This window comes from Streptomyces sp. YKOK-I1, assembly GCF_054660435.1.
Map to the genome: position 1 here is coordinate 9,049,092 of NZ_BAAGDR010000001.1, position 24,457 is coordinate 9,073,548.

Below are 24,457 nucleotides of genomic sequence, written 5' to 3' on the forward strand. Positions count from 1 at the left end.
TGCCGTGTCGTCAGGAACCGGATCGATGTCGAACGGAGTGCGGGCGAGCTCGCTGGGCGTCCGCTGGATCAAGAGCAGTCACAGCAACGCGGAGGGCAACTGCGTCGAGGTCGCGGCGCTGGACGGGGGCGGCATCGCGATGCGCAACTCCCGGGACCCCGACGGCCCGGCCCTGGTCTACACGCCGGCCGAGGTGGCGGCGTTCCTGGCGGGGGCGAAGGACGGGGAGTTCGACCACCTGCTGTGAGCGTGCGCGGCGGGAGGGCGCCGTCCGACGCGGCGCGCGGTTCAATTCCCGTGCTCCATACGGTCGTAGGACGTCGGATGCGATACTGGGGTCTGTCGTCTGCCGGTCCGTGGGGAGTCACAGCATGTCTGCCGAGTCGCCTCGAGTCTCCCGCCTCGAACCGTATCTGAACCGCGCGGAGCCCGCCCCGACCTTGCTCAAAATGCTGGTCGGGGTTCAGCTCACGGGCATGCGGGAGGACGCCGGGCTCGCCCAGGACCAGGCCGCGCGTGCGGTGCGGTTCAGCCCGGCGAAGCTGTCGCGCATCGAGGCCGGCAAGGGGCGCCGCCCTCCCACGGAGGGCGACGTCCGCGCCCTGCTGGCGCTGTACGGCGCCGAGGAGCACGAGGCCGCGGTGCTGCTGGAGCTGCTGCGGCAGGCGGGGGAGCCGGGCTGGTGGCAGCGGTACGACAAACGGCTGATGCCCGAATGGTTCGATCGGCTGGTCGGACTTCAGGAGGCGGCCACCGCGATCCGTACCTTCGAGATCCAGTACGTACCGGGTCTGCTCCAGACCCCCGCGTACACCCGTGCCGTCGTGGAGCGCGGACTGCCCTCGGCCTCGCCGCGGGAGGTGGAGCGCCGGGTGGAGCTGCGGACCCGGCGCAGCGAGCTGCTGCACCGCGCCGACGCCCCGCGGGTGTGGGCGATCCTCGACGAGTCGGTGCTGCTGCGGGTGCTGGGCAGCCGCGAGGTGATGCGGGAGCAGCTCGCCCATCTCGTGTCACTGGCCCGGCTGCCCCATGTCACCGTGCAGGTCGTCCCGTTGGACGTCACGCACGCCTCGGCGCCGGCCATCCCCGTCACCTATCTGCGCTTCGGCGGCGCCGATCTGCCCGACATCGTCTATCTGGAGCAGATCAGGAGCGCCACCTTCCTGGAGGACCGGGACGAGACGGAGGAGTACCGGGTCGCCCTGGACCGGCTGGCCGACCAGGCGCTCCAGCCGCGGGAGTCGCTCAGGATGCTCGAGGAGACCATCCGGCAGCGTTACGCCTGACGGCCCGACCGGGCCGGGGCCCGGTCAGCCCAGCCGTCCCACGCCGCCGAACTCGATCCACTCCTGGGTGAGTTGGCGGGGCGCGACCTCGGTGTCGGGCCGCCAGGTGGAGACCTCCACCAGTCCGGGGTCGAGGACCTCGAGCCCCTCGAACCAGCCGGCGACGTCCTTCTGCTCCCGCACCCGGCCCCAGTGCCCCTGCGTGGCCTTGTCCATGAAGTCGGTCACGAACTCCCGGACCGCCGGGTCCTCGCTGACCAGCTGACACATCACCAGATAGCTGCCGGGGGCCAGGCGTTCGGCCACCCGGCGGACCACGGCGGACGGGCCGTCGGTCTCGCTGTCGGGGATGCAGTGGAAGACCGAGTTGAACAGCACGGCCACCGGCTGGGAGAAGTCGATCAGCCGCTCGGTGTCGGGATGGGCGAAGACGGCCTCGGTCTCGCGCATGTCGGCGTGGATCACGGTGGTGCGCTCGTTCTGCTCCAGCAGGGCGCGGCCGTGCACGAGGACCATCGGGTCGTTGTCGACGTAGACGACGCGGGCGCTCGGGTCGATCTGCTGGGCGACCTGGTGGACGTTGTCCTGGGTGGGCAGGCCCGATCCGTGGTCCAGGAACTGCCGGATGCCGTACTCCTGCGTCAGGGTGCGTACGACCCGCTGGAGGAAGCGGCGGTTGTTCAGGGCGAGGACGCGGGTGCTCGGGACGACCTTGTCGAGCTCGGCGCAGGCGGCCCGGTCGGCCGCGTAGTTGTCCTTGCCGCCGAGATAGTGGTCGTACATGCGCGCGGCTGTCGGGACCGTGGCGTCGATCTCCGTGGACAGAGGCTTCCCGGACTGCATGTCTTCTCCCCCAGCTCCCGGCCGTGGCCGCGTCGTCGCGGTCGGTAACCCATCCTAGGGAAGCGGCAATTGGCGACGCCACCCCTTGATCGACGGTTCGCCTGAAGGGGGCGTACGGAACGGGTCTTGGACTACAGGTCCAATGGCTGGACGTACGGTCCAGGCGGTGGTCTAATCGGCCCATGGACACCAGGGAAGCCGAGCGGGACGCGATCCTGCGGGCGCTCGTCCCCGTCGTGGACGGGATCGCGGCCACCTTCGGGCCGGTGTGCGAGGCCGTCCTGCACGACTACCGGCGGCCGGAGAGGTCGGTGGTCGCCGTCGCCGGATCGGTGACCGGACGGACGGTCGGCGGGGCGATGAGCGAGATCGGCCTGCGCGTCCTGGCCCGCGGCGACGACGCCCGTGACGAGCTGAACTACGTCACCCGTACCGGCACCGGCAGACGGGTGAAGTCGTCCACGATGGTGCTGCGCGACTCCACCGGCGCGGTGTTCGGCGCCCTCTGCGTCAATGTGGACATCACCGAGGTCGACCGCGCGCGGGGGCTGCTCGCCGCGCTCGCGGGCGCCGACGCGCAACCGTCGCCGACGCCGGTGACCACCTTCGGCGACGACATCGACTCCGTCGTGGACGCCCTGCTCGACGAGCATCTGCGGCGCCAGGACCAGACCTGGCCCGGCCTCGACCGGACCCGCCGCCTCGCGCTCTTCCGCGGCCTGGACGAACGGGGCGTCTTCGCCGTACGCCGAGCCGTCGAACAGGTCGCCGCCCGCCTCGGCATCTCCCGGGCCTCCGCCTACCACTACCTGGCGCAGGCGAGAGCCGCGCCCACCGACTCCTCCGAGGGAGCCCGCCCATGACCACCGCACCCCCGCCGATCACCCTCGACGACGTCCGGGACGCGGCCGTCCGGCTGAAGGGGGTCGCCCGTCGCACCCCCGTGCTGCGCTCCCGCACCCTGGACGCGGCCGTCGGCGCCGAGGTGTTCCTGAAGTGCGAGAACTTCCAGCGCGTCGGCGCCTTCAAGTTCCGCGGCGCCTACCACGCGGCCTCCCGGCTCGCCCCCGAACAGCTCGCCCGGGGCATCGCCGCCTACTCCTCCGGCAACCACGCCCAGGCCGTCGCCCTGGCCGCCCGGGAGCTGGGCACCACCGCGGTGATCGTGATGCCCGAGGACGCCCCGCGCTCCAAGCGGGCGGCCACGGAGGGCTACGGCGCCGAGATCGTGACGTACGACCGCTACACCGGCGACCGGGAGGCCGTCGCCCGGGCCCTGGCCGCCGAGCGGGGCCTCGCCCTGATCCCGCCTTACGACCATCCGCACGTCATGGCGGGCCAGGGCACCGCGGCGCTCGAACTCCTCGACGAGGTGGACGGCCTGGACGCACTCCTCGCCCCGGTCGGCGGGGGCGGACTGATCGCCGGGAGCGCCACCGCGGCGAAGGGGCTGCGGCCCGGCATCCGGATCGTCGGCGTCGAACCGGAGGCCGGGGACGACACCCGGCGGTCCCTGGAGGCCGGCCGGCGGATCGAGATCCCGGTGCCGCGCACCATCGCCGACGGCCAGGCCCTGTCCACGCCCGGTGAGCTGACCTTCTCGGTGAACCGGCGGCTCGTCGACGAGATCGCCCTCGTCTCCGACGACGAGATCCGCGCCGCGATGCGCTTCGCCTTCGAGCGTCTGAAGATCGTCGTGGAGCCGAGCGGCGCCACCCCGCTGGCCGCCCTGCTCGCGGGCCGGGCCGGCGCACCGGGCCGCCGTGTCGGGGTGATCGTCTCCGGCGGCAACATCGACACCGGCCGTTTCGCCGAGTTGTGCGCGGGCGGTGCCTGACGCCCGGTCCGCCGAATGGCGCCCCCCGGTGGCGGGGCGGACGATGGAGGTGTGGGGTGCGGCCCCCACCGGTGACGTCCCGGGCCGCCGGGGAGACCGGCCCCGGCCGTGGCGCAGCACGGCCGGAAGGAGGACGCCATGCTGGAAGTGAAGACGCTGGACAAGCCGGACGAGCGGCGCGACTTTCCCCGGGGCCACCTGGAGGCCGTCCACATGACCGGGCTGGACTTCGCCATGGCGACGTTCGAGCCCGGTTGGCGCTGGACGGAGTCGGTGGCACCGATAGCGGGCACCGAGACCTGCCAGATCCACCACAACGGGTACGTGGTCAGCGGACGGATGCACGTCACCATGGACAAGGGCGGCGAGACCGAGGTGGGCCCCGGCGACGTCTTCGTGATCTCACCCGGACACGACGCCTGGGTCGTGGGTGAAGAGCAGTGCGTGGTCTACGACTTCGCGGGGTCGATGGCCAAGGAGTACGCGAAGGCCGACTAGGGCGAACCGGGCCGCACATCCGTCGTCGGAGCAGGGGCCGGAGGGCCTGGGCGCGTTGCCCGGGTCCTCCGGCCATGTCACCGGCTCCCCGCCGTCACGGCCTTCAGTTCGGTCAGTGACTCGCGGAGCAGCTCGGCCAGTTCGCGGTGTTCGGCGGGGGCGATCCAGCGTTCGTAGCCGATCTTGAAGACGGCGATCCCGGCCTCGGCGGCGAGGGCCGCGGCGGGGTCCGGGACGCCTCGGGCGTGCAGGGCCTCCGTCACGGCGGCGGAGAGCGTGGCGAGTTTGATCAGCTCGCGTTCCAGGAGTTCCGGGTGCGAGCCGACGACGGACTGCCGCTGCCGGGCTCTCTCGCGCTCCGGGAACACCGCCGCGACCGCCGCCAGTCCCGCCGCCACGACATCGATCGGCGCCGCGGCCGGGGGCGCCTCGGCGACCGCCTTCGTGAACACCTCCCGCAGCACCTCCGAACCGCCGAACAGCACCTCGCGCTTGTCGGCGTAGTGCCGGAAGTAGGTGCGTTCGGTGAGCCCGGCCCGCCGGGCGATCTCCGCCACCGTGGTCTGTTCGTATCCGCGCTCGCCGAACAGTTCCAGCGCGGCCCGCGCCAGGCGCTCCCGAGTGTTCGGCTCCCATCTGCCCATGGCCGGATCCTACGCGATGACAGTCACTGACATCAGTGCTAGCGTCGATGACGACAGTCACTGACATCGCTCGGTGCCGCCCGACGGCATCCGACTCACTCGTGGTCTGAGGTACTCCCATGCGCATCTTCGTCACCGGCGCTTCCGGCTGGCTCGGTTCCGCCCTCGTCCCCGATCTCCTCGACGCGGGGCACGAGGTCACCGGCCTCGCCCGCTCCGACGCCTCCGCCGCCGCGCTCTCCGGCGCCGGGGCCGCGGTGGTCCGGGGCACGCTCGACGACCTCGACGTCCTCGGCACGGCCGCCGCCGCGTCGGACGGCGTGGTCCATCTCGCCTTCCAGCACGACATCGCCTTCACCGGCGACTACGCCGGCGCCGCGCGGGCCGACCGCAGGGCCGTCGACACCCTCGTCGACGCGCTGGCGGGCACCGGGCGCCCCCTGGTCGTCGCCGGCGGGTTCATGGGCTTCCCGCCGGGACGTCCCGCGACCGAGCGGGACATACCGACGGCCGACGGCTCGGCGCTGTCCGTCCGCTCCGCCACCGCCGCCGCGGTGCTGGACGCGGCCGCCCGGGGCGTGCGCTCGTCGGTGGTACGGCTGTCCCCGACCTGTCACGGCGAAGGGGACGCCGGGTTCATGGCCTCCCTCGTCGCCCTCGCCCGCGCCAAGGGCGTCTCCGGCTACCTCGGCGACGGCGCCAACCGCTGGCCCGCCGTCCACCGCCTCGACGCGGCCCGGCTGTTCCGGCTGGCGGTGGAGCACGCACCGGCGGCGAGCGTGCTGCACGGCGTCGCCGACGAGGGCGTCGAGATCCGCGCCGTGGCGGAGGTGATAGGCCGCCATCTGAACGTGCCGACGGCCCCGATCGCCCCCGCGGACGCCCCGGCCCACTTCACCTGGCTGGCCGGCCTCGTAGGCCAGGACGTTCCCGCCTCCAGCGCCCTCACCCGCGAACTCCTCGACTGGCGCCCCCTGCGGCCGGGGCTTCTGGAGGACCTGGAGAAGGGGCACTACTTCCGCGCGTGAGCCGGTGCTCCCGTGAGCCGGTGAGCGGCGTTCAGATCGGGAGCAACCGCCCTACCAGCGCGCCGAGTTGGTGTGCGTTGCGGCACTCGTGCATCGCGACCAGCCCGGCGTACTCGGGGGCGGCCGAGTCGCCCGTGCCCCACAGCGGACGGGGCTCCGGGTTCAACCAGTACAGACGGCGGGCCCGTTCGGAGATCTCCCGGAGCGCCGCCAGGTTCGGGTCGCTCATGTTCGTCCGCGCGTCCCCCAGGACGAACACCGTCGTGCGCGGGCCCACGGTGGCGCCGTACCGCTGCGCGAACTCGCCCAGCGCGACACCGTAGTCACTGCTGCCGTGATAACCCGTCAGCCGCGCCTCGGCGCGGATCCGGGCACCCAGCCCCTCGGGATCGGCCCGGCCGTGCTCGAGCAGCCCCGTGACCTCGTCGATCCGGTTGACGAAGGCGAACACCCGCACCTTGCCGAACTGGTCGTGCAGCGCCTGCACCAGCAGCATCGTGAAGTCGGAGAAGCCGGACACCGAGCCCGACACATCGCACAGCAGGACCAGTTCGGGACGGGCCGGCCGCCGACGGCGCAGCACCGGCCGCATCGGCACCCCGCCCGTGGACAGCGAGCCGCGCAGGGTGCGGCGCAGATCGATCGTGCCGCGCGTGGCGCGGCGGCGGCGCGCGGCCAGCCGGGTCGCCAGCTTCCGCGCCAACGGCTGGACGGTCCGCCGCAGTTCGGCCAGCCGGTCCCGCCCCGCGTACAGGAAGTCCACCCGGTCCGCGGTCGGCGCCACCGCGCGCCGCGCGATCTCGTCCCGCCCCCGGCGCTCCGCCACCCGGCGCCGCGCCTCCGCCGCCACCAGCCCCCGGAACTCCTCGATGCGCCGCCGGATCTCGTCCTCCAGCAGCCGCCCCGCGAACCCGGAACCACCGCCGCGCCGCCGCATCTCGTCCCGGACCCGGGCCAGCAGCGTCTGCGGGCGCAGCCGGTCGAGGGTCTGGTACGACGACCAGCCGTCCGCCCCCGGTGAACTCCCGTATCCGCCCAGCCCGTCGACCGCCTCGATCGCCAACTGGCCCAGCAGGGCGCGGTCGTCGGCGGCCAGGGCGTCGGCGAGCCGCTCGCGCAGGGAGTCCCGGTCGCCGGGCTCGCCCGCGGGCGCGCCGACGCCGTAGGGGAAGTACAGGTCGAAGACGGTGTCGAACACCCTGCGTTGGTCCGGCGTGTGCAGCAGGGTGGCGGCCAGCCCCTCGCGCAGCAGCCCCCGGTCGGCGAACCCGAGCGCGGCCACCGCCTCGGCCGCGTCCACGGTCTCGCCGGTGCCGATCCGCAGGCCGTGCGCGCGCAGCGCGGCCACGAACCCGGTCAGCCGGTCTGCGGCGCCGCCGCTCACACGGCGTCCAGGTCGAGCTTGGCCCCGGCCTTCAGGATGTCGTCCTGGTGCTTGAGGATCACGCCCAGACTGTCGCGTACGACGGTCGCGTCCAGCGTGGTGGCGCCCAGCGCGAGCAGGGTGCGCGCCCAGTCGATGGTCTCGGCCACCGACGGCGCCTTGCGCAGGTCCATCGCCCGCAGCGCGGCCACCACCCGGACCACCGACTCGGTCAGCGCCGTGTCCAGCCCGGGCACCTTCAGCCGCACGATTTGCCGCTCCAGCTCCTCGTCGGGGAAGCCGAGGTGGAGAAAGAGACAGCGGCGGCGCAGCGCCTCCGACAGCTCGCGGGTGGCGTTGGAGGTCAGGACGACGAACGGCCGGCGGCTCGCGGTGATCGTGCCCAGCTCCGGGACGGTGACCTGGAAGTCGCTGAGCACCTCCAGCAGCAGCCCCTCCACCTCGACATCGGCCTTGTCGGTCTCGTCGATCAGCAGCACCGTCGGCTCCTCGCCGCGGATCGCCGTCAGCAGCGGGCGGGGGAGCAGGAACTCCTCGCTGAAGATGTCGGTGCGGGTCTCGTCCCAGGTCTCGTCGCGGCCGGCGCTGATGCGCAGCAGCTGCTTGGCGTGGTTCCACTCGTACAGCGCGCGCGACTCGTCCACGCCCTCGTAGCACTGGAGCCGCACCAGCCGTGCCCCGGCCACCTGGGCGACGGCCTTGGCGAGTTCGGTCTTGCCGACGCCGGCCGGGCCCTCCACGAGCAGCGGCTTGCCGAGCCGGTCGGCCAGGAACACGGTCGTGGCGACCGCCGGAGAGGCCAGATAGCCGGTCTCGGCGAGACGGGCGAAGACGTCGTCGACGGACGTGAACAACGGGCCCTCCGGGGGATCGGGCGGATCGGTCGGGGACAAGCAGGTCCGCACACATATCTAAGCGCTTGTTCACCCGCCTTGTCGATGTTGTCAGTGGCGGCGGATACCTTGCGGCCATGGGTATCTACCTCGTGAGCGTGGACCCGGAGGACTGGTCGGTCCCCGGTGAGGACGGCCACGGCGATGTCGCCGCCGCCCTGGACGAGCGGCTGGCGCGGCGCGGTCTGCCGCCGTACCGGCCGGGCCGGCCGCCCCAGCCGGGCCGGTTCGCGGAGAAGACGAGCCCGCCGATGGACGGCTTCGACACGCTGTGCCGGGCGCACCTCGCCCCCGAGGAGCGGCACACCCTCCTCAGCTGGTCGTTCCTGGTCCCCTTGGCGCTGGAGGAGCCCCTCCTGCTGCCGGTGGAGAACGCCCACGACACCGAGACCCTGGTCGTCGCGGCCCCCTACGCCCTCGCCCTCGCCGAGCGGCTCGCCGCCGCCCTGCGCCTGCCGCTCGACCTGATACCGGAACCCTCCGGCCCCCACGGACTCGGCGCCTGGTTCCTGGACGGCGCCGCGCAGAAGGCCGCCGCGACCCGCCCCGGCCCCTGGGCCGAGGACCTGGACACCGCGTTCTTCACGGCGCTGTATCTGCGCGCCGCCCAGTACGCGCTGCGGTACGACTGCCCGATGACCTACTCCTGAGCGCGCTCCACCAGGAACACCGTCAGCCACTCCGCGTCCGCCGCGTGATAGCCCAGCCCCACCAGCGCCTCCGAGGCCGCCCGCATGTGCTCGGCGCCGTAGACCACGGCGATCGTGAACGGCCCGGTGCGGCTCGTGTACGCCTGGTCGAACTCGGTGAGCACCCGCACGAGCAGCCGGTCCCGGCGGCGCATCACCAGGTCGTCGAGGCCGGGCATACCGTCCGCCACGGCCTGCTCGGTGTCGCTCACCAGATCCTCGGTGGCCATGTGCCGGGCCAGATAGCGGCGGGTGCCGAACATCCGCATGCCCGCGGTCATCGCCGGTGTCAGCGTGGCGATCAGCAGGCGCTCGCGCAGCGGCAGCCGCCGGAAGCCGGACTCGAACTCCCGGCCCGACATGTCCGGGCACACCACGGGCACCCCGAGCGTCCGGTAGTCGATGTCCTGCACGACCAGCCCCAGCCGCTCGTTGTACTCCAGCTGCTCGTACGACGCGACCAGGGCCTCCGCGCCCGGGGAGCGCGTCTCCCGGCCGATGCCCTCGGCGAGCACCAGGTCGCAGCGGCGCAGCCGGTCCGTCACCTCCCGGTAGAAGGCCGGCTCCCCGAGGTGGATCATCGGGAAGAGCAGGAAGGACAGGCCCGTACCGGGTCTGGTGAACCGGATCACGGCGGAGCGCACCCCGGCCAGCCCGGTCACCTCGATGAACTGCATGGGAGCCCCCTGGGTCCGCGCACGGCACCAGGCCCATACCCGCGCGGGGCCCCGCTCAGCCGACCAGGATCACTTCGAGGGTGCGTGGACCGTGCACGCCCTCCACCCGGTCCAGTTCGATGTCGCTGGTCGCCGAGGGGCCGGAGATCCAGGTCAACGGCCGTGCGGGGTCGAGCCGTTCGAGGGCCTGCGGCACCGACGAGACGACCTGGTCCGGTACCCGCACCACGCAGATGTGGTGGTCGGGGACGAGGGTGATCCGGCGGCGGCCCTGGTCGGGGGAGCCGTCGAGCACGATCGTCCCGGTCTCGGCGATCGCCACCGCGCAGGCCGTGACCACGGAGTCGACCCGGTCCAGCTCCTCCGCGGTGCTCGCGGCGGTGTCCTCGACCCGTTCGGCCCCGGTCGCCGACAGCCATCCCGTGTCCAGCCCCGGTGGCACGACCACCGACCTCGCCCCGCGCTCGGCCAGCAACCGGCCGATGACGGACGGCAGTTCGTCTTGGGTGCAGCGGTGCACGTGCGCGCGGTAGTCGGCCAGGTTCTCCGCCAGCAGCGCCACCGTCTCCTCGACCCCACGGCCGTCTGCGTGCGTGTGCAGATAGCCGCGCTCGATCGGGGTGTCGTCCTCGGGCGCGTCGGCCAGCGCGCGCCGCACCCGCCCCAGGATCCGTTCCCTGCTGTTCACTTCGCCCCGTCCTTCCCGCCGTTCGTTCCGCCGCGGGTGCGCTGCCACCAGTCGCGGAAGGGTTCCGCCGGTACGGCCGGCAGGTCCCGGCTGCCGCTCCACGCCTTCCCCGGTCCGGGGAGCGTACGGGGGTGCAGGCGGCGGGTCCGGGAGGCGAGCCGCTGTCCGGTGCGCAGGGCTGCGGGGTGGGCGAACGCCCAGCGTGCCGCCCGCATGGCCGCCCGCTCGGCCGCGTGCCCCTTGGCGGGCTTGAGGACCACCTTGTTGCCCTCCCGGATCACCGGTCCGCCCTGGACGACCCGCTCGCGCAGATGCACCAGCACCTCGGGGATGTCGATGGCGACCGGGCACACCTCGTAACAGGCGCCGCACAGCGAGGAGGCGTACGGCAGCGAGGCGTCGATCTCGCTGCCCGTGCCCCGCAGTTGAGGGCTGAGGATGGCGCCGATCGGGCCGGGGTAGACCGAGCCGTAGGCGTGTCCGCCGGCCCGTTCGTAGACCGGGCAGACGTTGAGGCAGGCCGAGCAGCGGATGCAGCGCAGGGCCTGGCGGCCGACCTCGTCGGCGAGGGTGTCGGTGCGGCCGTTGTCGAGCAGGATGAGGTGGAAGTTCTGCGGGCCGTCGCCGTCCGTGGTGCCGGTCCAGGTCGAGGTGTAGGGGTTCATGCGCTCGGCGGTCGAGGAGCGGGGCAGGGTCTGCAGGAAGACCTCCAGGTCCCGCCAGGTCGGCACGGTCTTCTCGATGCCGACGACGGAGATCAGGGTCTCGGGCAGGGTCAGGCACATCCGCCCGTTGCCCTCGGACTCGACGACCACCAGGGTGCCGGTCTCGGCGACCATGAAGTTGGCGCCGGAGATGCCGACCCTGGCCCGCAGGAACTTCTCCCGCAGATGCAGCCGGGCCGCCTCCGCCAGCTCGGCGGGCGTGTCGGTGAGCCCCTCCGGCGCCGCGCGCCCCCACGCGCCCATCTCCCGGCGGAAGATGTCGCGGATCTCGCCCCGGTTGCGGTGGATGGCCGGGACGAGGATGTGAGAGGGCCGGTCCTTGCCCAGCTGCACGATCAGCTCGGCGAGATCGGTCTCGTAGGCGCGGATGCCCTCGGCCTCGAGGGCCTCGTTCAACCCGATCTCCTGGGTGGCCATGGACTTGACCTTCACGACCTCCGACTCGCCGGTCGCCTTCACCAGATCGGCCACGATCCGGTTGGCCTCCTCGGCGTCGGCCGCCCAGTGCACGGTCCCGCCCGCCGCCGTGACCGACTCCTCCAACTGCACGAGGTAGCGGTCGAGATGACGCAGCGTATGGTCCTTGATCCGCTTGCCGGCCTCCCGCAGCTCGGCCCAGTCGGACACCTCGGCGACGGCCTTGGCCCGCTTGCCGCGGATGGTGTGGGTGGCGTGCCGCAGATTGCCGCGCAGGGTCTTGTTCCCCACGGCCTCCCGCGCGGCCTTCGGGAAGGCGGGCATGCCCAGATACGTGCCGCTCATCGGGCCGGTTCCTCCTCCGTGCTCGCCAGGATCTCCGCGAGATGCACCGGCCGCAGACCCGACTTCAGCCGGGTCATGGTCCCGCCGATGTGCATCAGACACGAGTTGTCGGCCGCGCACAGCACCTCCGCCCCCGTCGACTCGGCGTGGCGCACCTTGTCCGCGCCCATCGCCGCCGAGACATCGGAGTTCTTCAGCGCGAACGTGCCGCCGAACCCGCAGCACTCCTCCGCGCCCGGCAGCTCCACCAGTTCCAGCCCCTTCACGGCCTGGAGCAGCCGACGGGGCCGGTCCCCGAGCCCGAGGCCGCGCAGCCCGTGACAGGTCGGGTGGTAGGTCACCGTGTGCGGGTAGTAGGCGCCGACGTCCGTCACCCCGAGCACGTCCACCAGGAACTCGGTCAGCTCGTAGGTCTTGGGCACCACCGGTGCCAGCGCCGTGGCCAGGGAGCCCCCGCGCCCTTCCGCCCGCGCCCGCTCGCCCATCCGCGGATACAGCTCCCGCACCATCGCCCCGCACGACCCGGATGGCGTCACGATCGCCTCGTACTCCCCGAAGACATCGGAGAAGTGCCGGGCGAGCGGCTCGGCCTCATGGCGGTAGCCGGTGTTGTAGTGGGCCTGGCCGCAGCAGGTCTGGGCCATCGGGAAGTCGACCTCGACACCCAGCCTGGTCAGCAGTTTCACCACGGCACGGCCGGTGTCCGGATAGAGCGTGTCGTTGACACAGGTCAGGAACAGTGCGACACGCATCGCGGCTCCTTGGGGTCGATCATCGGATGGGTGCAGGGTAGTCCGGCGGCAGAGCCCGGGGGAGGCCCCGGCTCACCGCGCGGCGAGCCGGGCCTGTGCCTCGCGCCACCGCCCGGTGTCGCCCTGCGGCTCGTAACGCGTCAGCGGCTGGGTGTGGGCGAGCAGCCGGCGCATGTCGGCCCGGTCGCCGACCAGTCGGTGCGCCCGCGCCTGCACCAGGACGTTGCCGAGCGCGGCGGCCTCCGTCGGCCCGGCCACCACCGGCAGCCCGCAGGCGTCGGCGGTCAGCTGGCACAACAGCGCGTTGCGGGTGCCGCCCCCGACGATGTGCACCACGTCGACGGGATGATCGGCGAGCCGCTGGGCGTCCTGGACCGCCCGGCGGTGGGCGAGGGCGAGCGAGTCGAGGATGCAGCGGGTGATCTCGCCGCGTGTCCCGGGCACCGGCTGCCCGGTGGCCCGGCACGCCTCGGCGATCCGCTCCGGCATCCGCCCGGGCGCGAGGAACGCGGCGTCCCCCGCGTCCACGACCGACCGCAGCACCGGCACGGCCGCCGCTTCCCGCAGCAGCACCCCCAGATCGGGGTCACCCCAGGCCCGTACGCACTCCTGGAGCAGCCAGAGGCCCATGATGTTGCGCAGGTAGCGGACCGTGCCGTCCAGCCCAAGTTCGTTGGTGAAGTTGGCGGCCCGGCTCTCCTCGGTGAGCACGGGCGCCGCCAGCTCCAGCCCGGCCAGGGACCAGGTGCCGGTGCAGATGTAGGCGAACCGCTCCCCGGTGGCGGGCACGGCTGCCACCGCGGACGCGGTGTCGTGCGAGCCGACGGCGGTCACCGGCACCGGCCCGGTCAGCCCGGTCTCCTCCAGCACCCCGGCGCGCAGCACCCCGGCCGGATCGCCCGGCTGCCGCAGCGGCGCGAACAGCTCCAGATCGATGCCGAGGCGCGCGGCGAGCTCGTACGACCAGTCGCGCGTGCGGGGATCGATGAGCTGGGTGGTGGAGGCGTTGGTGATCTCGGTGCCCTGCTCCCCGGTCAGCCAGTACGCCAGCAGGTCGGGGATGAGCAACAGCCGTTCGGCACCGGTGAGACGGTCGGCCATGAGCTGGTACAGGGTGTTGAAGGGCGCGTACTGGATGCCGGTCGCCGCGTACAGCTCCGCGGCCGGCACACCGGCCCACACCTTCTCCGCGACTCCGTCGGTGCGTGCGTCGCGGTAGTGCACCGGATTGCCGAGCAGCGCCCCGTCGCCGTCCAGGAGCCCGTAGTCCACGGCCCAGCTGTCGATCCCGACGGAGTCGACCTGCCCGGCGGCCCTCAGCCCGTCGAGCACACCGGCGTAGAGACCGAGGATGTCCCAGCGCAGGCCCTCCGGCACCCGCACCGGCCGATTGGGGAACCGGTGGGCCTCGACCAGTTCCAGGGAATCACGGCTGACCCGGCCGACCATGACGCGCCCGCTGGACGCGCCGAGGTCGACCGCGGCATACGACCGCACACCCGTCACCGGAGGAAAGCGGCCGCCACACCCGCGTCGACGGGCACGTGCAGCCCGGTGGTGTGGGTGAGCTCCCCGCCCGTCAGCGCGAACACCGCGTTCGCCACATGCTCGGGCAGCACCTCCCGCTTGAGGATGGTCCGCTGCGCGTAGAACTCGCCCAGCTTGTTCTCCTCGATCCCATAGGTCGCCGCCCGCTGGGCACCCCAACCCCCCGCGAAGATCCCCGAGCCGCGCACCACACCATCGGGGTTGACGCCGTTGACGCGGATCCCGTGCTCGCCCAGCTCAGCGGCGAGCAGCCGGACCTGGTGGGCCTGGTCGGCCTTCGTCGCGGAGTAGGCGATGTTGTTCGGCCCGGCGAACACGGCGTTCTTCGAGGCGATGTAGACGATGTCCCCGCCCAGCCCCTGAGCGATCATCACCCGGGCCGCCTCCCGCGACACCAGGAACGATCCCCGGGCCATGATGTCGTGCTGCAGGTCCCAGTCCCTGGCCGAGGTCTCCAGCAGCGGCTTGGAGATCGAGATCCCCGCGTTGTTGACCACGAGATCCACCCCGCCGAAGGCGAGCGCGGCGGCCCGGAACGCACCGGCGATCTGCTCCTCGTCCGTCACGTCGACGGTCACGGCGACCGCCTTGTCCGGCCCGCCCAGCTCCTCGGCGACGGCGGCCGCGTTCTCGGCGTTGAGGTCGGCGACGACGACACACGCCCCCTCGGCGACCAGCCGGTGCGCGATCGCCTTCCCGATCCCGCTGCCGGCGCCGGTCACCAGCGCCACCCGGGTGGCCAGCGCCTTCGGCTCCGGCATCCGCCGGAGCTTGGCCTCCTCCAGCGCCCAGTACTCGATGCGGAACTTCTCCCGCTCCTCGATCGGCGCGTACGAGGACACCGCCTCCGCACCCCGCATCACATTGATCGCGTTGACGTAGAACTCACCCGCGACCCGCGCGGTCTGCTTGTCCTTGCCGAAGGAGAACATGCCCACGCCGGGCACGAGCACGATGGCCGGGTCGGCGCCGCGCATCGCGGGGGAGCCGGCCTCGGCGTGCCGCGCGTAGTAGGCCGCGTACTCCTCCCGATAGGCGGTGTGCAGTTCCTTCAGCCGCGCGATCGCCTCCTCCAGCGGAGCGGTGGGCGGCAGGTCGAGGACGAGCGGCCGTACCTTGGTCCGCAGGAAGTGGTCCGGGCACGACGTGCCCAGCGCGGCCAGCCGGGGATGCTCCGCGCGCGCCAGGAAGTCGAGGACGACGTCGGAGTCGGAGAAGTGCCCGACCTGCGGCCGGTCCTGCGAGGCGACCGCCCGCACATACGGCGCGAGCGCCGCCGCCCGCTCCCGCCGCTCACCCTCCGGCAGTGCTTCGTACCCCTCGACGACGGGCCCGAACGGCTCGGCCTTCCCCCGCTCCTCCAGGAACGTCTCGGCGGTGCGGATGATGTGCAGCGAGTTGCGCTCGCACTCCTCCGCGCTCTCCCCCCAGGCGGTGATGCCGTGCCCGCCGAGGATCACCCCGACGGCCTGCGGGTTGGCGGCCTTGATCGCGGCGATGTCCAGCCCGAGCTGGAACCCGGGCCGCCGCCACGGCACCCACGCCACACTGTCCCCGAAGCACTCGGCGGTCAGCTTCTCCCCGTCCGCCGCACAGGCGAGCGCGATCCCGGAGTCCGGGTGCAGATGATCCACATGCGCGGCGTCGACGAGCCCGTGCATCGCGGTGTCGATGGACGGCGCCGCCCCGCCCTTGCCGTGCAGGCAGTAGTCGAACGCGGCGACCATCTCGTCCTCGCGCTCGACCCCCGGATACACCTCGACGAGCCCCCGCAGCCGGTCCAGCCGCAGCACGGCCAGCCCGCCCTCGGTGAGCGTGCCGAGGTCGCCGCCCGACCCCTTCACCCACATCAGCTCGACGTCCCCACCGGTGACGGGGTCGGTGCCGGTGCCCTTCGCGGACGCGTTGCCGCCGGCGTAGTTCGTATTACGGGGATCAGCGCCAAGCCGATGAGACCGTGCCAGGAGAGCGCCGGCTTCGGGATGGGTGGACATGGAGAATCCTTACTTTTCCAGGAAGAGGGGAGTGGGCTTCTTTTCAGGGGCGCGGGGAACTGCGCGACCAGCCACAACCGGCCCGCACCCCGCAACGGAACAGATCCAGGCAGACGCTCACGCGCCCCAGCCGGCCTGTGCTCCTCCCACCCGCTCGGCAACGATCTTCTCCGCCCACCCCGACCGCCGGTACGCAGCAATGGGGTCGCCGTCCAACCCCATCTCCTCCCGCACCTCACGAAGAAGCGGCCGCACGTCCGTGTTGTACGCATCCATCAACACGGCATTGGCTTCCAGCACATCCCCCGAAGCCTGCGCAGCAGAAAGCGTGTCCCGGTCCACCAGCAGCGCCTTCGCCGTAGCCTCCTGCACATTCATCACCGAACGGACGATCGCCGGGATCTTCGCCTCGATGTTGTGGCACTGGTCCAGCATGAACGCCACCTCGGAGGTGAACCCCCCGCCCCGCACCACCTCGTACATGATCCGGAACAGCTGGAACGGATCCGCCGCCCCCACCATCAGGTCGTCATCGGCGTAGAACCGCGAGTTGAAGTCGAACCCGCCGAGCTTGCCCTCCCGCAGCAGCGTCGCCACGATGAACTCGATGTTCGTCCCCGGCGCATGATGACCGGTGTCCACCACGACCTGCGCCTTCGGCCCCAGCTTCAGACAGTGCGCATACGCCGTACCCCAGTCCGGGACATCCGTCGAGTAGAACGCCGGCTCGAAGAACTTGTACTCCAGCAGCATCCGCTGCCCGTCCCCCAGCCGCTCGTACACCTCGGCCAGCCCCTCTGCCAGCCGGTCCTGCCGCGCCCGGATGTCGTCCTGGCCCGGATAGTTCGTCCCGTCCGCGAACCACAGCTTCAAATCCGTGGACCCCGTCGCGTCCATGATGTCGACGCACTCCAGCAGATGACCGACGGCCTTGCGCCGCACCGCCGCCTCGGGATGGCAGATGCTGCCCAGCTTGTAGTCGTCGTCCTGGAAGGTGTTGGAGTTGATCGCCCCCAGCCGCACCCCCCGCTCCTCCGCGTGCTTCGCAAGTGCGGAGTAATCCTCCACCTTGTCCCAGGGAATGTGCAGCGCCACCGTCGGCGCCACACCGGTGACCGCGTGCACCTGCGCCGCGTCCTCCAGCTTCTCCTGCGGCGTGCGTGGCACGCCCTCCTGGGCGAACACCTTGAAACGGGTCCCCGAGTTCCCGTACGCCCACGACGGCGTCTCGACGGCCTGGGTCTTCAGCGCGGCCTTCACGGCGGCGAGGTCGGTCACTTCGGGCTCCTGTGACATCGGTCCGGGACAGAGCCCGGATGAAACGATTCAGAACGGGAAGCTATGAGGCCACGAAGGCAGTGTCAACCCTTTCGACCGCGCCCCCTTTTCGTGACCGCCGCGTGACCTTCGGCTATCGAAAACTTTTCGAGACGGACCCATTGACGTGACATGCTCGCCGTGCCTAACGTCCCGGCAATCCAGTTGAAACCTTTCACGACGCCGTGACGGGCCCCCAGGGGCACCGCCGCGGACGTTCGTCGAGGAGCCACCCATGACCCACCCGTCCGACACGGGACCGGCCCCGGTGCTGGCGCTCAGGGACGTCGCCAAGTCCTTCGGCGCCGTACGCGCCCTGCGGGGCGTCTCCCTGGAGCTGTTCCCCGGCGAGGTGCACGCCCTCGCCGGGGAGAACGGCGCGGGCAAGTCGACCCTGATCAAGACCCTCGCGGGGGTGCACCGGCCGGACACCGGCCGGGTGCTGCTCGACGGCGAGCCCGTCGTCTTCCACGGTCCCGGCGACGCCCGCGACGCCGGCATCGCCGTGATCTACCAGGAACCGACGCTCTTCCCCGACCTTTCGATCGCCGAGAACATCTTCATGGGCCGCCAGCCCCGGCGCGCCCTCGGCCGGATCGACCACAAGGCCACCCACGCGGCGACCGCCGCCCTGATGACCCGGCTCGGCGTCGATCTCGACCCCGACCGCCCGGCCCGCGGACTGTCCATCGCCGACCAGCAGATCGTGGAGATCGCCAAGGCGCTCTCCTTCGACGCCCGCGTCCTGATCATGGACGAGCCGACCGCCGCCCTCACCGGCAGCGAGGTCGCCCGCCTCTTCGGAGTCGTGCGCACCCTGCGCGAACAGGGCGCCGCCGTCCTCTTCATCTCGCACCGGCTGGAGGAGATCTTCGAGATCTGCCAGCGGGTGACCACCCTGCGCGACGGCGCCTGGATCGCCAGCGAGCCCCTCGCCGGCATGACCGAGGACGACCTGGTCCGCCGTATGGTCGGCCGCGACCTCGACGAGCTCTACCCCAAGCAGGACGTCACCCCGGGCGAGGTCGCCCTGAGCGTGCGCCGGCTGACCCGCGAGGGCGTCTTCACCGACGTCTCCTTCGACGTACGGCGCGGCGAGATCGTCGGACTGGCCGGACTGGTCGGCGCCGGACGCACCGAAGTGGCCCGCGCGGTGTTCGGGATCGACCGCTGGGACGCCGGTGACGTCACCGTGGACGGAAAGGCGCTGGTCAACGGCGCTCCCTCCACCGCGATGTCCGCGGGCCTCGCCCTGGTCCCGGAGGACCGGCGCGCCCAGGGCCTGGTGATGGACATGTCCATCGAGCGCAACATCGGCCTCACGGGTCTGCGGACGACCGTGAAGGCGGGCCTGATGGACCGGGGCGCCGAGCGCAGCCGGTCCCTGGACTGGGCGGTCAAGCTCCAGGTGAAGTACGCCCGGATCGCCGACACCGTCAACACGCTCTCCGGCGGCAACCAGCAGAAGGTCGTCCTCGCCAAGTGGCTGGCCACCGCCCCCAAGGTGCTGATCGTCGACGAGCCCACCCGCGGCATCGACGTCGGCACCAAGGCCGAGGTGCACCGGCTGCTCAGCGAGCTGGCCGCCGACGGCGTCGCCGTCCTGATGATCTCCTCCGACCTGCCCGAGATCCTCGGCATGGCCGACCGCGTGCTGGTGATGCACGAGGGCCGGCTCACCGCCGAGATCCCCCGCTCCGATGCCACCGAGGAAACCGTGATGGCCGCAGCCACCGGGAGGGCCGCCGCATGACGGTCGCCACTCCTGAGCAGGCCCCCGTCGCCGAGGCGCCCCAGTCCAGTGGGACGCGACTCGTCGACCGTGTCTTCAAGATGCGCGAACTCGCCATCCTGGTCGTCTTCCTGGTGATGATCGCCGTCACCCAGGCCGGCAACAGCGAGTTCCTCTCCGAGCAGGGCATCAAGGACCTGCTGCTGAACGCGACCATCCTGGTGCTGGTCGCCACCGGCCAGTCGCTGGTGGTGATCACGAGGAACGTCGACCTCTCGGTCGGCTCCACCCTCGGCATCAGCGCCTTCGCCGCCGGCACCTATCTGCACGGCGGCGGCAACCCGGTCGTCGCGATCGTCCTGGCCGTCCTGCTCGGCGTCGGCTTCGGGCTGCTGAACGGACTGCTGGTCAGCCTCGGCCAGGTGCCCGCCCTCGTCGTCACCCTCGGCACGCTGTACATCATCCGCGGCATCGACTCCATCTGGGTCGGCTCCCGGCAGATCACCGCGGCCGACCTGCCCGGCGGCTTCGTGGACTTCGGCTCCGGCGGCCTGTCCGCCGTGCCGTACCTGGCGCTGATCGCCCTGGCGGTGCTGATCGCCACGGCGTACTACCTCAAGCACTTCGGCAGCGGCCGGGAGCTGTACGCCCTCGGCTCCAACCCGGAGGCCGCCCGCCTCGCCGGCATCCCCGTGCGCAAGCGGATCCTCGCCGCGTACACCTTCTGCGGCGGACTCGCCGGACTCGCCGGCGCGATGTACCTGGCCCGGTTCGGCAACGTCGACTCCGGGACCGGCAACGGCTACGAACTCACCGTCGTCAGCGCGGTCGTGGTCGGCGGCGTCGTCTTCACCGGCGGCTCCGGCAGCGTCTACGGCGCCGCCCTCGGCGCACTCCTGCTGACCTCCATCAACAGCGTCCTGCCCGCCCTCGGCGTCAGCTCGGTGTGGGTCCTCGCCATCAACGGCGTCCTGCTGCTGCTCGCGATCGCGGTCGACCGGATCGTGGCGCTGCGGGTGGCGACCGCCCTGAAGAAGAAGTCGGCGTCCGTCACGCCGGCCGTGGAGAAGGGGGAGACCCGTGCGTGAGTCTCTTGCCGGTCGGGTGATCCGCTGGGACACCGTGGTCAGTGCGCTGCTGATCGTCCTGCTGCTGTTCTCCTTCTCCTTCGTGGACGGCTTCGGCAACGCGCTGAACCTGTCCTTCCTCATCGGCAACACCCTGCCGATCGCGCTGGTCGCGCTGCCGATGACCCTGCTGGTCGTCTCCGGCGAGATCGACCTCTCGGTCGCCTCCACGGCCGGACTGTCCGGCGCGGTGATGGGCGCCCTGTGGAACCAGGGCATGACCATCGAGACGATCATCCCGCTCTGTCTGCTGCTCGGGGTCGTCTGCGGGCTGATCAACGGCCTGCTGGTGACCCGGCTCGGACTGCCCTCCCTCGCCGTCACCATCGGCACCCTCGCCGCCTACCGGGGCATCGCACAGATCGTGCTCGGCTCCGACGCGGTGACCGATTTCCCCTCCCAGTACCTGGACTTCGCGGCCGGACGGGTCGGGGACAGCTTCCTGCCGCAGGCCTTCCTGCCCTTCCTGGTCCTGCTCGCGATCGCCGTGGTCGTCCTGCACGCCACGCCGTTCGGACGGTCGCTGTTCGCGATCGGGGCGAGCGAGGAGGCGGCGCGGTTCGCCGGGATCCGCGTCAAGCGGCAGAAGCTGATCCTGTTCACGGTGACGGGGTTCATGGCCTCGCTCACCGGGATCTTCTGGGCGCTGCACTACGCCAGCGCTCGCTATGACAACGCGACCGGTCTCGAACTCTCCGTGGTCGCGGCGGTGTTGCTCGGCGGTATCGACTTCGACGGCGGCAAGGGCACGTTGGGCGGTGCGATCGCGGGGGTGTTCCTCCTCGGTGCGCTGCAGAACGTGATGAGCCTCGTCAACGTCTCCGCGCAGTCCCAGATCGTCGTGACCGGTGTGCTGCTGGTCGTGTCGGTGCTCGGCCCCCGGGTCGCCCGTCAGGTGTCCGTTGCTCGGGCGGCAGCTCGTTCCGCCGGTTAGGGCGCGGCGGCCGGCTGCGGGTCCGTCGTAGCTGGTCGCGCCCGCGCGGCGGGGCCGCATATCGATGCAGCCCCGCGCCCCCAAGAAGAAACCCTCACCTCACCTTTCTCACGAAGGAACCCCATGCGCAAGTCATCCCTTCGGCGTGCCTGTGCCGCCCTCGCTGTCGTCTCCTCGCTCTCCCTCGCCGCCACCGCCTGCGGCGGCACCACCAAGGAGGACGTGAAGAGCGAGGGGGCCTCGGCGGCCGCCACCGGCAAGGCCGACCCGAACGCCGCGACCAAGAAGGGGCTGACCGTCGGCTTCCTGCCGAAGCAGGTCAACAACCCGTACTTCACCACCTCCGACAAGGGCGGCGAGGCGGCCCTGAAGGAGCTGGGCTCCAGCTACAAGGAGGTCGGTCCGTCCAGCGCGACCGACACCTCGGGGCAGGTGTCGTACGTCAACACCCTGACGCAGCAGAAGGTCGACGCGATGGCCGTGTCCGCGCAGGACCCGGGCGCCCTGTGCACCGCCCTGAAGACGGCGATGAGCAACGACATCAAGGTCGTCACCTACGACTCCGACACCAACCCCGAGTGCCGCAACGCCTTCGTCTCGCAGGCCTCCGCCGAGGACCTCGGCCGCACCGAGGTGCAGCTGCTCGCCGAGCAGATCGGCTACAAGGGCGAGATCGCGATCCTGTCCGCCGCGCAGACCGCGACGAACCAGAACACCTGGATCGACTTCATGAAGGACGAACTGAAGGACGCCAAGTACAAGGACATCAAGCTGGTCAAGGTCGCGTACGGCAACGACGACGCCCAGCAGTCCTTCCAGCAGACCCAGGGCCTGCTCCAGGAGTACCCGAACCTGAAGGGGATCATCTCCCCGACCACCGTCGGCATCAAGGCCGCCGCCCAGTACCTCTCGGGCTCCAAGTACAAGGGCAAGGTCAAGCTGACCGGCCTCGGCACCCCCAACGACATGCGCAAGTACGTCAAGAACGGCACCGTCGAGGGCTTCGAGCTGTGGGACCCGGCGAAGCTCGGCGCCCTCGCCGCGCAGACGGCCGTGGCGCTGGTCTCCGGCCAGATCACCGGCAAGGAGGGCGAGACCTTCACGGCCGGCGGGACGTCGTACACCATCGGCAAGGACGGTGTGATCAGCCTCGGCAAGCCGACCGTGTTCGACGCCAAGAACATCGACCAGTTCAACTTCTGATCCCCACGCCCCAGTCCCCCCACCCACCGGGAGCGGTACCTCCGATGCAGCGCGTCTGTTTCCTGCTCAAGGTCCGTCAGGACCGTCTCGCCGACTACCGCGAACGGCATGCCGCCGTGTGGCCGGAGATGCTTCAGGCTCTCTCGGCCACCGGGTGGCACAACTACTCCCTGTTCCTCAGAGACGACGGCCTGCTCGTCGGCTACCTGGAGACCGAGGACTTCGCGGCCGCCCAGGCCGGGATGGAGGCCGCCGAGGTCAACGCCCGCTGGCAGGCCGAGATGGCACCGTTCTTCGAGTCCCTGGACGGCGCCCGGCCCGACGAGGCCATGAAGCCCCTCACCGAAGTGTTCCACCTCGCCTGACACCACCCCGTACCCTCCGCTCGTACGACAATGGAGTCCCCCGAGATGAGACGACGCACCCTGTTGGCCGGCGCCCTCGCGAGCGCCGCGGCGACCCCTCTCCTCGCCTCCGGCACCGCCCGCGCCGCCGACCCCGGTCCGTCCGTGACCAGCAAGGGCACCACCCAACTCGACGCCACCGCCGTCTTCTTCGTGTCCTACGACGGCCTGGTCAACAACAACTCGTTCCAGAAGAACGGTCTGTTGACCTACAAGGGCTACCAGTACGCCGCCTGGTACACCTCCACCGGCAACGCGGTCGTCGCCCGCCGCGTCCTCGGCGGCACCACCTGGTCCACGGTCACCCTGTCCCACGTCCTGAAGTACAGCGACTCCCACAACGTCATCTCCATGGGCGTCTCCAAGGCCGACGGCCGGCTCCACCTCAACATGGACTCCCACAGCGACGGCTTCTTCTACGTGAAGTCCGTCGCCGGACTCCTGGACAACCCGGCGTCCACGTCCTGGACCTCGTCCGTCTTCGGCGCCGTGCAGACCAGCCTCGACGGGCTCGCGCTCACCTCGCAGTTCACCTATCCGCAGTTCGTCTCCACGCCGGAGGGCAAGCTCCAGCTGAGCTACCGGGTCGGGATCTCCGGCAACGGGCGCAACGCCCTCGCCGAGTACGACGGTTCGGCCTGGACCGCGCTGGGGGAGTGGTCCAGCTCCACCGGTACCTACACCAGCTCGCACGGTTCCTCCACCGCCCGCAACATGTACCTCCACGGCATCGACTACGACGTCAACGGACGGCTGCACTCCTTCTTCACCTGGCGCGAGCAGTCCGCGGCCGTCATGTGCAGCAGCGGCGGCATCACCAACCACGACACCGGTTACGTCTACTCCGACGACCGCGGGCGGACCTGGCGCAACAACGCGGGCACCCTCGTCGGCACCACCGGCACCTCGGACACGGTGGCCGTCACCGACGCGGGACTCGTCGTCGACTCGCTCAACCCCGACCACTCCCTGATGAACCAGGAGAGCCAGACCACCGACTCCGGCGGCCTGCCGCACGCGATCATCAGCTACGTGCCCGGCCGCTTCGGCCAGTGCACCACCAACTACGTCAGCGACCGCACCGCCAACGGCCGCGCCTTCCATGTCCGCAAGAACTCCTCGGGCACCTGGCAGAAGACGGAGATCCCCGTCGTCCTCGGCTCCAGCCAGCGCACCAAGCTGATCCTGGACAAGTACGACAACGCCTACGCGATCTTCCCGTTCGGGCGGATCGCCGGCGCCTCGAAGTCCTCCGGATACACCGACTGGAGCGTGCTCTTCGACGGCAGCGGGCTGAACGCCTTCGGCGAGGTCGTGATCGACGAGTTGCGCGTCAAGTACGACAACACGCTGTCGGTCATGTACCAGGAGAAGTCGAGCGGGACCACCCCCTCGGCGCTCCACGTCATCGACTTCGCACTGCCCGCATGACAAGAACGACCAGGGGTCGGCGTGACGGTAATGTGAAGCCCGTCCCGCCGAACCCCGTTCA

The 24,457-nt window shown here is 71.3% G+C and carries 24 protein-coding genes; 13 read left to right on the forward strand and 11 right to left on the reverse strand.

The window, feature by feature from the left end; all coding sequences use genetic code 11:
- The first annotated feature begins 25 nt into the window (after positions 1-25).
- Positions 26-247, forward strand: a complete 222-nt coding sequence (locus ACYQ8Q_RS40285; protein ID WP_460071799.1) for a DUF397 domain-containing protein — start codon at positions 26-28, stop codon at positions 245-247.
- A gap of 124 nt (positions 248-371) precedes the next feature.
- The gene (locus ACYQ8Q_RS40290; RefSeq protein WP_460071801.1) at positions 372-1,286 is read left to right on the forward strand and encodes a helix-turn-helix domain-containing protein; all 915 of its coding nucleotides are present in this window, start codon (positions 372-374) and stop codon (positions 1,284-1,286) included.
- Positions 1,287-1,310: 24 nt separating this feature from the next.
- Here the strand turns inward: ACYQ8Q_RS40290 and ACYQ8Q_RS40295 are convergent, their stop codons facing one another.
- The gene (locus tag ACYQ8Q_RS40295; RefSeq protein WP_460071803.1) at positions 1,311-2,129 is read right to left on the reverse strand and encodes an SAM-dependent methyltransferase; all 819 of its coding nucleotides are present in this window, start codon (positions 2,127-2,129) and stop codon (positions 1,311-1,313) included.
- A gap of 182 nt (positions 2,130-2,311) precedes the next feature.
- On the opposite strand from ACYQ8Q_RS40295, the gene ACYQ8Q_RS40300 reads away from it, so the two are divergent.
- The 3 genes from ACYQ8Q_RS40300 to ACYQ8Q_RS40310 all read left to right on the forward strand — a co-directional run bounded on the left by ACYQ8Q_RS40300 (position 2,312) and on the right by ACYQ8Q_RS40310 (position 4,464).
- Positions 2,312-2,992 carry a helix-turn-helix transcriptional regulator gene (locus ACYQ8Q_RS40300; RefSeq protein ID WP_460071805.1) on the forward strand — a complete coding sequence of 227 codons (681 nt, stop codon included), beginning with the start codon at positions 2,312-2,314 and terminating at the stop codon, positions 2,990-2,992.
- Positions 2,989-3,966 (forward strand): threo-3-hydroxy-L-aspartate ammonia-lyase, encoded by a 978-nt coding sequence (locus ACYQ8Q_RS40305; RefSeq protein ID WP_460071807.1) that lies wholly within the window; start codon positions 2,989-2,991, stop codon positions 3,964-3,966. The genes ACYQ8Q_RS40300 and ACYQ8Q_RS40305 overlap by 4 nt, the downstream gene beginning before the upstream one ends.
- A 138-nt stretch (positions 3,967-4,104) precedes the next feature.
- Positions 4,105-4,464: a cupin domain-containing protein gene (locus ACYQ8Q_RS40310; RefSeq protein ID WP_460071809.1), complete on the forward strand. Its 360-nt coding sequence runs from the start codon at positions 4,105-4,107 to the stop codon at positions 4,462-4,464.
- Positions 4,465-4,541: 77 nt separating this feature from the next.
- On the opposite strand, the gene ACYQ8Q_RS40315 is transcribed toward ACYQ8Q_RS40310, so the two are convergent.
- Entirely contained in the window at positions 4,542-5,108 is a 567-nt protein-coding gene (locus ACYQ8Q_RS40315) for a TetR/AcrR family transcriptional regulator (protein ID WP_460071810.1), read from the reverse strand.
- A gap of 119 nt (positions 5,109-5,227) precedes the next feature.
- Here ACYQ8Q_RS40315 and ACYQ8Q_RS40320 point away from each other — a divergent pair, with 119 nt between their 5' ends.
- The gene (locus tag ACYQ8Q_RS40320; protein WP_460071812.1) at positions 5,228-6,136 is read left to right on the forward strand and encodes an NAD-dependent epimerase/dehydratase family protein; all 909 of its coding nucleotides are present in this window, start codon (positions 5,228-5,230) and stop codon (positions 6,134-6,136) included.
- A gap of 31 nt (positions 6,137-6,167) precedes the next feature.
- Here ACYQ8Q_RS40320 and ACYQ8Q_RS40325 read toward each other — a convergent pair whose 3' ends face one another.
- Together ACYQ8Q_RS40325 and ACYQ8Q_RS40330 are read right to left on the reverse strand one after the other, a co-directional pair.
- Complete coding sequence (locus ACYQ8Q_RS40325; protein ID WP_460071814.1) at positions 6,168-7,520, reverse strand: vWA domain-containing protein; 1,353 nt, start codon at positions 7,518-7,520, stop codon at positions 6,168-6,170.
- Positions 7,517-8,374 (reverse strand): AAA family ATPase, encoded by an 858-nt coding sequence (locus ACYQ8Q_RS40330; protein WP_460071816.1) that lies wholly within the window; start codon positions 8,372-8,374, stop codon positions 7,517-7,519. Before ACYQ8Q_RS40330 ends, ACYQ8Q_RS40325 begins: the two co-directional genes overlap by 4 nt.
- A 116-nt stretch (positions 8,375-8,490) precedes the next feature.
- Here ACYQ8Q_RS40330 and ACYQ8Q_RS40335 point away from each other — a divergent pair, with 116 nt between their 5' ends.
- Positions 8,491-9,063 carry a hypothetical protein gene (locus tag ACYQ8Q_RS40335; RefSeq protein ID WP_460071818.1) on the forward strand — a complete coding sequence of 191 codons (573 nt, stop codon included), beginning with the start codon at positions 8,491-8,493 and terminating at the stop codon, positions 9,061-9,063.
- Here ACYQ8Q_RS40335 and ACYQ8Q_RS40340 read toward each other — a convergent pair.
- The 7 genes from ACYQ8Q_RS40340 to rhaI all read right to left on the reverse strand — a co-directional run bounded on the left by ACYQ8Q_RS40340 (position 9,054) and on the right by rhaI (position 17,526).
- The gene (locus ACYQ8Q_RS40340; protein WP_460071820.1) at positions 9,054-9,779 is read right to left on the reverse strand and encodes a hypothetical protein; all 726 of its coding nucleotides are present in this window, start codon (positions 9,777-9,779) and stop codon (positions 9,054-9,056) included. The genes ACYQ8Q_RS40335 and ACYQ8Q_RS40340 overlap by 10 nt on opposite strands.
- Positions 9,780-9,834: 55 nt before the next feature.
- A complete protein-coding gene (locus ACYQ8Q_RS40345) occupies positions 9,835-10,467 on the reverse strand; it encodes a LutC/YkgG family protein (RefSeq protein ID WP_460071822.1) in 633 nt (210 codons plus the stop codon).
- Positions 10,464-11,954, reverse strand: coding sequence for a LutB/LldF family L-lactate oxidation iron-sulfur protein (locus ACYQ8Q_RS40350; protein ID WP_460071824.1), 1,491 nt, complete (start codon positions 11,952-11,954; stop codon positions 10,464-10,466). The genes ACYQ8Q_RS40345 and ACYQ8Q_RS40350 overlap by 4 nt, the downstream gene beginning before the upstream one ends.
- Positions 11,951-12,706 (reverse strand): (Fe-S)-binding protein, encoded by a 756-nt coding sequence (locus tag ACYQ8Q_RS40355; RefSeq protein WP_460071825.1) that lies wholly within the window; start codon positions 12,704-12,706, stop codon positions 11,951-11,953. Before ACYQ8Q_RS40355 ends, ACYQ8Q_RS40350 begins: the two co-directional genes overlap by 4 nt.
- A 72-nt stretch (positions 12,707-12,778) precedes the next feature.
- Entirely contained in the window at positions 12,779-14,203 is a 1,425-nt protein-coding gene (locus ACYQ8Q_RS40360) for a rhamnulokinase (RefSeq protein WP_460071826.1), read from the reverse strand.
- Positions 14,204-14,208: 5 nt separating this feature from the next.
- Complete coding sequence (locus ACYQ8Q_RS40365; RefSeq protein ID WP_460071828.1) at positions 14,209-16,248, reverse strand: bifunctional aldolase/short-chain dehydrogenase; 2,040 nt, start codon at positions 16,246-16,248, stop codon at positions 14,209-14,211.
- A 117-nt stretch (positions 16,249-16,365) separates the two neighbouring features.
- Positions 16,366-17,526, reverse strand: coding sequence for an L-rhamnose isomerase (gene rhaI, locus ACYQ8Q_RS40370; RefSeq protein ID WP_460071830.1), 1,161 nt, complete (start codon positions 17,524-17,526; stop codon positions 16,366-16,368).
- 274 nt (positions 17,527-17,800) lie between these two features.
- Between rhaI and ACYQ8Q_RS40375 the strand changes: the two genes are divergently transcribed.
- The 6 genes from ACYQ8Q_RS40375 (at position 17,801) to ACYQ8Q_RS40400 (ending at position 24,396) form a co-directional block, all read left to right on the forward strand.
- A complete protein-coding gene (locus tag ACYQ8Q_RS40375; protein ID WP_460071831.1) occupies positions 17,801-19,318 on the forward strand; it encodes a sugar ABC transporter ATP-binding protein in 1,518 nt (505 codons plus the stop codon).
- Positions 19,315-20,385: an ABC transporter permease gene (locus ACYQ8Q_RS40380; protein WP_460071833.1), complete on the forward strand. Its 1,071-nt coding sequence runs from the start codon at positions 19,315-19,317 to the stop codon at positions 20,383-20,385. Before ACYQ8Q_RS40375 ends, ACYQ8Q_RS40380 begins: the two co-directional genes overlap by 4 nt.
- Positions 20,378-21,358, forward strand: a complete 981-nt coding sequence (locus ACYQ8Q_RS40385; RefSeq protein ID WP_460071834.1) for an ABC transporter permease — start codon at positions 20,378-20,380, stop codon at positions 21,356-21,358. The genes ACYQ8Q_RS40380 and ACYQ8Q_RS40385 overlap by 8 nt, the downstream gene beginning before the upstream one ends.
- Before the next feature lie 123 nt (positions 21,359-21,481).
- Complete coding sequence (rhaS, locus tag ACYQ8Q_RS40390; protein WP_460071835.1) at positions 21,482-22,561, forward strand: rhamnose ABC transporter substrate-binding protein; 1,080 nt, start codon at positions 21,482-21,484, stop codon at positions 22,559-22,561.
- A 44-nt stretch (positions 22,562-22,605) separates the two neighbouring features.
- Complete coding sequence (locus ACYQ8Q_RS40395; protein WP_460071837.1) at positions 22,606-22,926, forward strand: L-rhamnose mutarotase; 321 nt, start codon at positions 22,606-22,608, stop codon at positions 22,924-22,926.
- Between the two features lie 45 nt (positions 22,927-22,971).
- Positions 22,972-24,396, forward strand: a complete 1,425-nt coding sequence (locus tag ACYQ8Q_RS40400; RefSeq protein WP_460071838.1) for a BNR repeat-containing protein — start codon at positions 22,972-22,974, stop codon at positions 24,394-24,396.
- The last annotated feature ends 61 nt before the right edge of the window (positions 24,397-24,457 follow it).

Coding starts and splice junctions, on each gene's coding strand:
- ACYQ8Q_RS40290 (WP_460071801.1), top strand. CDS start 372: ATGTCTGCCGAGTCGCCTCGAGTCTCCCGCCTCGAACCGTATCTGAAC.
- ACYQ8Q_RS40365 (WP_460071828.1), bottom strand. CDS start 16,248: ATGTCCACCCATCCCGAAGCCGGCGCTCTCCTGGCACGGTCTCATCGG.
- ACYQ8Q_RS40355 (WP_460071825.1), bottom strand. CDS start 12,706: ATGCGTGTCGCACTGTTCCTGACCTGTGTCAACGACACGCTCTATCCG.
- ACYQ8Q_RS40305 (WP_460071807.1), top strand. CDS start 2,989: ATGACCACCGCACCCCCGCCGATCACCCTCGACGACGTCCGGGACGCG.
- ACYQ8Q_RS40400 (WP_460071838.1), top strand. CDS start 22,972: ATGAGACGACGCACCCTGTTGGCCGGCGCCCTCGCGAGCGCCGCGGCG.
- rhaS (WP_460071835.1), top strand. CDS start 21,482: ATGCGCAAGTCATCCCTTCGGCGTGCCTGTGCCGCCCTCGCTGTCGTC.
- ACYQ8Q_RS40300 (WP_460071805.1), top strand. CDS start 2,312: ATGGACACCAGGGAAGCCGAGCGGGACGCGATCCTGCGGGCGCTCGTC.
- ACYQ8Q_RS40350 (WP_460071824.1), bottom strand. CDS start 11,954: ATGAGCGGCACGTATCTGGGCATGCCCGCCTTCCCGAAGGCCGCGCGG.
- ACYQ8Q_RS40320 (WP_460071812.1), top strand. CDS start 5,228: ATGCGCATCTTCGTCACCGGCGCTTCCGGCTGGCTCGGTTCCGCCCTC.
- ACYQ8Q_RS40310 (WP_460071809.1), top strand. CDS start 4,105: ATGCTGGAAGTGAAGACGCTGGACAAGCCGGACGAGCGGCGCGACTTT.
- ACYQ8Q_RS40340 (WP_460071820.1), bottom strand. CDS start 9,779: ATGCAGTTCATCGAGGTGACCGGGCTGGCCGGGGTGCGCTCCGCCGTG.
- ACYQ8Q_RS40285 (WP_460071799.1), top strand. CDS start 26: ATGTCGAACGGAGTGCGGGCGAGCTCGCTGGGCGTCCGCTGGATCAAG.
- ACYQ8Q_RS40315 (WP_460071810.1), bottom strand. CDS start 5,108: ATGGGCAGATGGGAGCCGAACACTCGGGAGCGCCTGGCGCGGGCCGCG.
- ACYQ8Q_RS40295 (WP_460071803.1), bottom strand. CDS start 2,129: ATGCAGTCCGGGAAGCCTCTGTCCACGGAGATCGACGCCACGGTCCCG.
- ACYQ8Q_RS40380 (WP_460071833.1), top strand. CDS start 19,315: ATGACGGTCGCCACTCCTGAGCAGGCCCCCGTCGCCGAGGCGCCCCAG.
- ACYQ8Q_RS40395 (WP_460071837.1), top strand. CDS start 22,606: ATGCAGCGCGTCTGTTTCCTGCTCAAGGTCCGTCAGGACCGTCTCGCC.
- ACYQ8Q_RS40375 (WP_460071831.1), top strand. CDS start 17,801: ATGACCCACCCGTCCGACACGGGACCGGCCCCGGTGCTGGCGCTCAGG.
- ACYQ8Q_RS40335 (WP_460071818.1), top strand. CDS start 8,491: ATGGGTATCTACCTCGTGAGCGTGGACCCGGAGGACTGGTCGGTCCCC.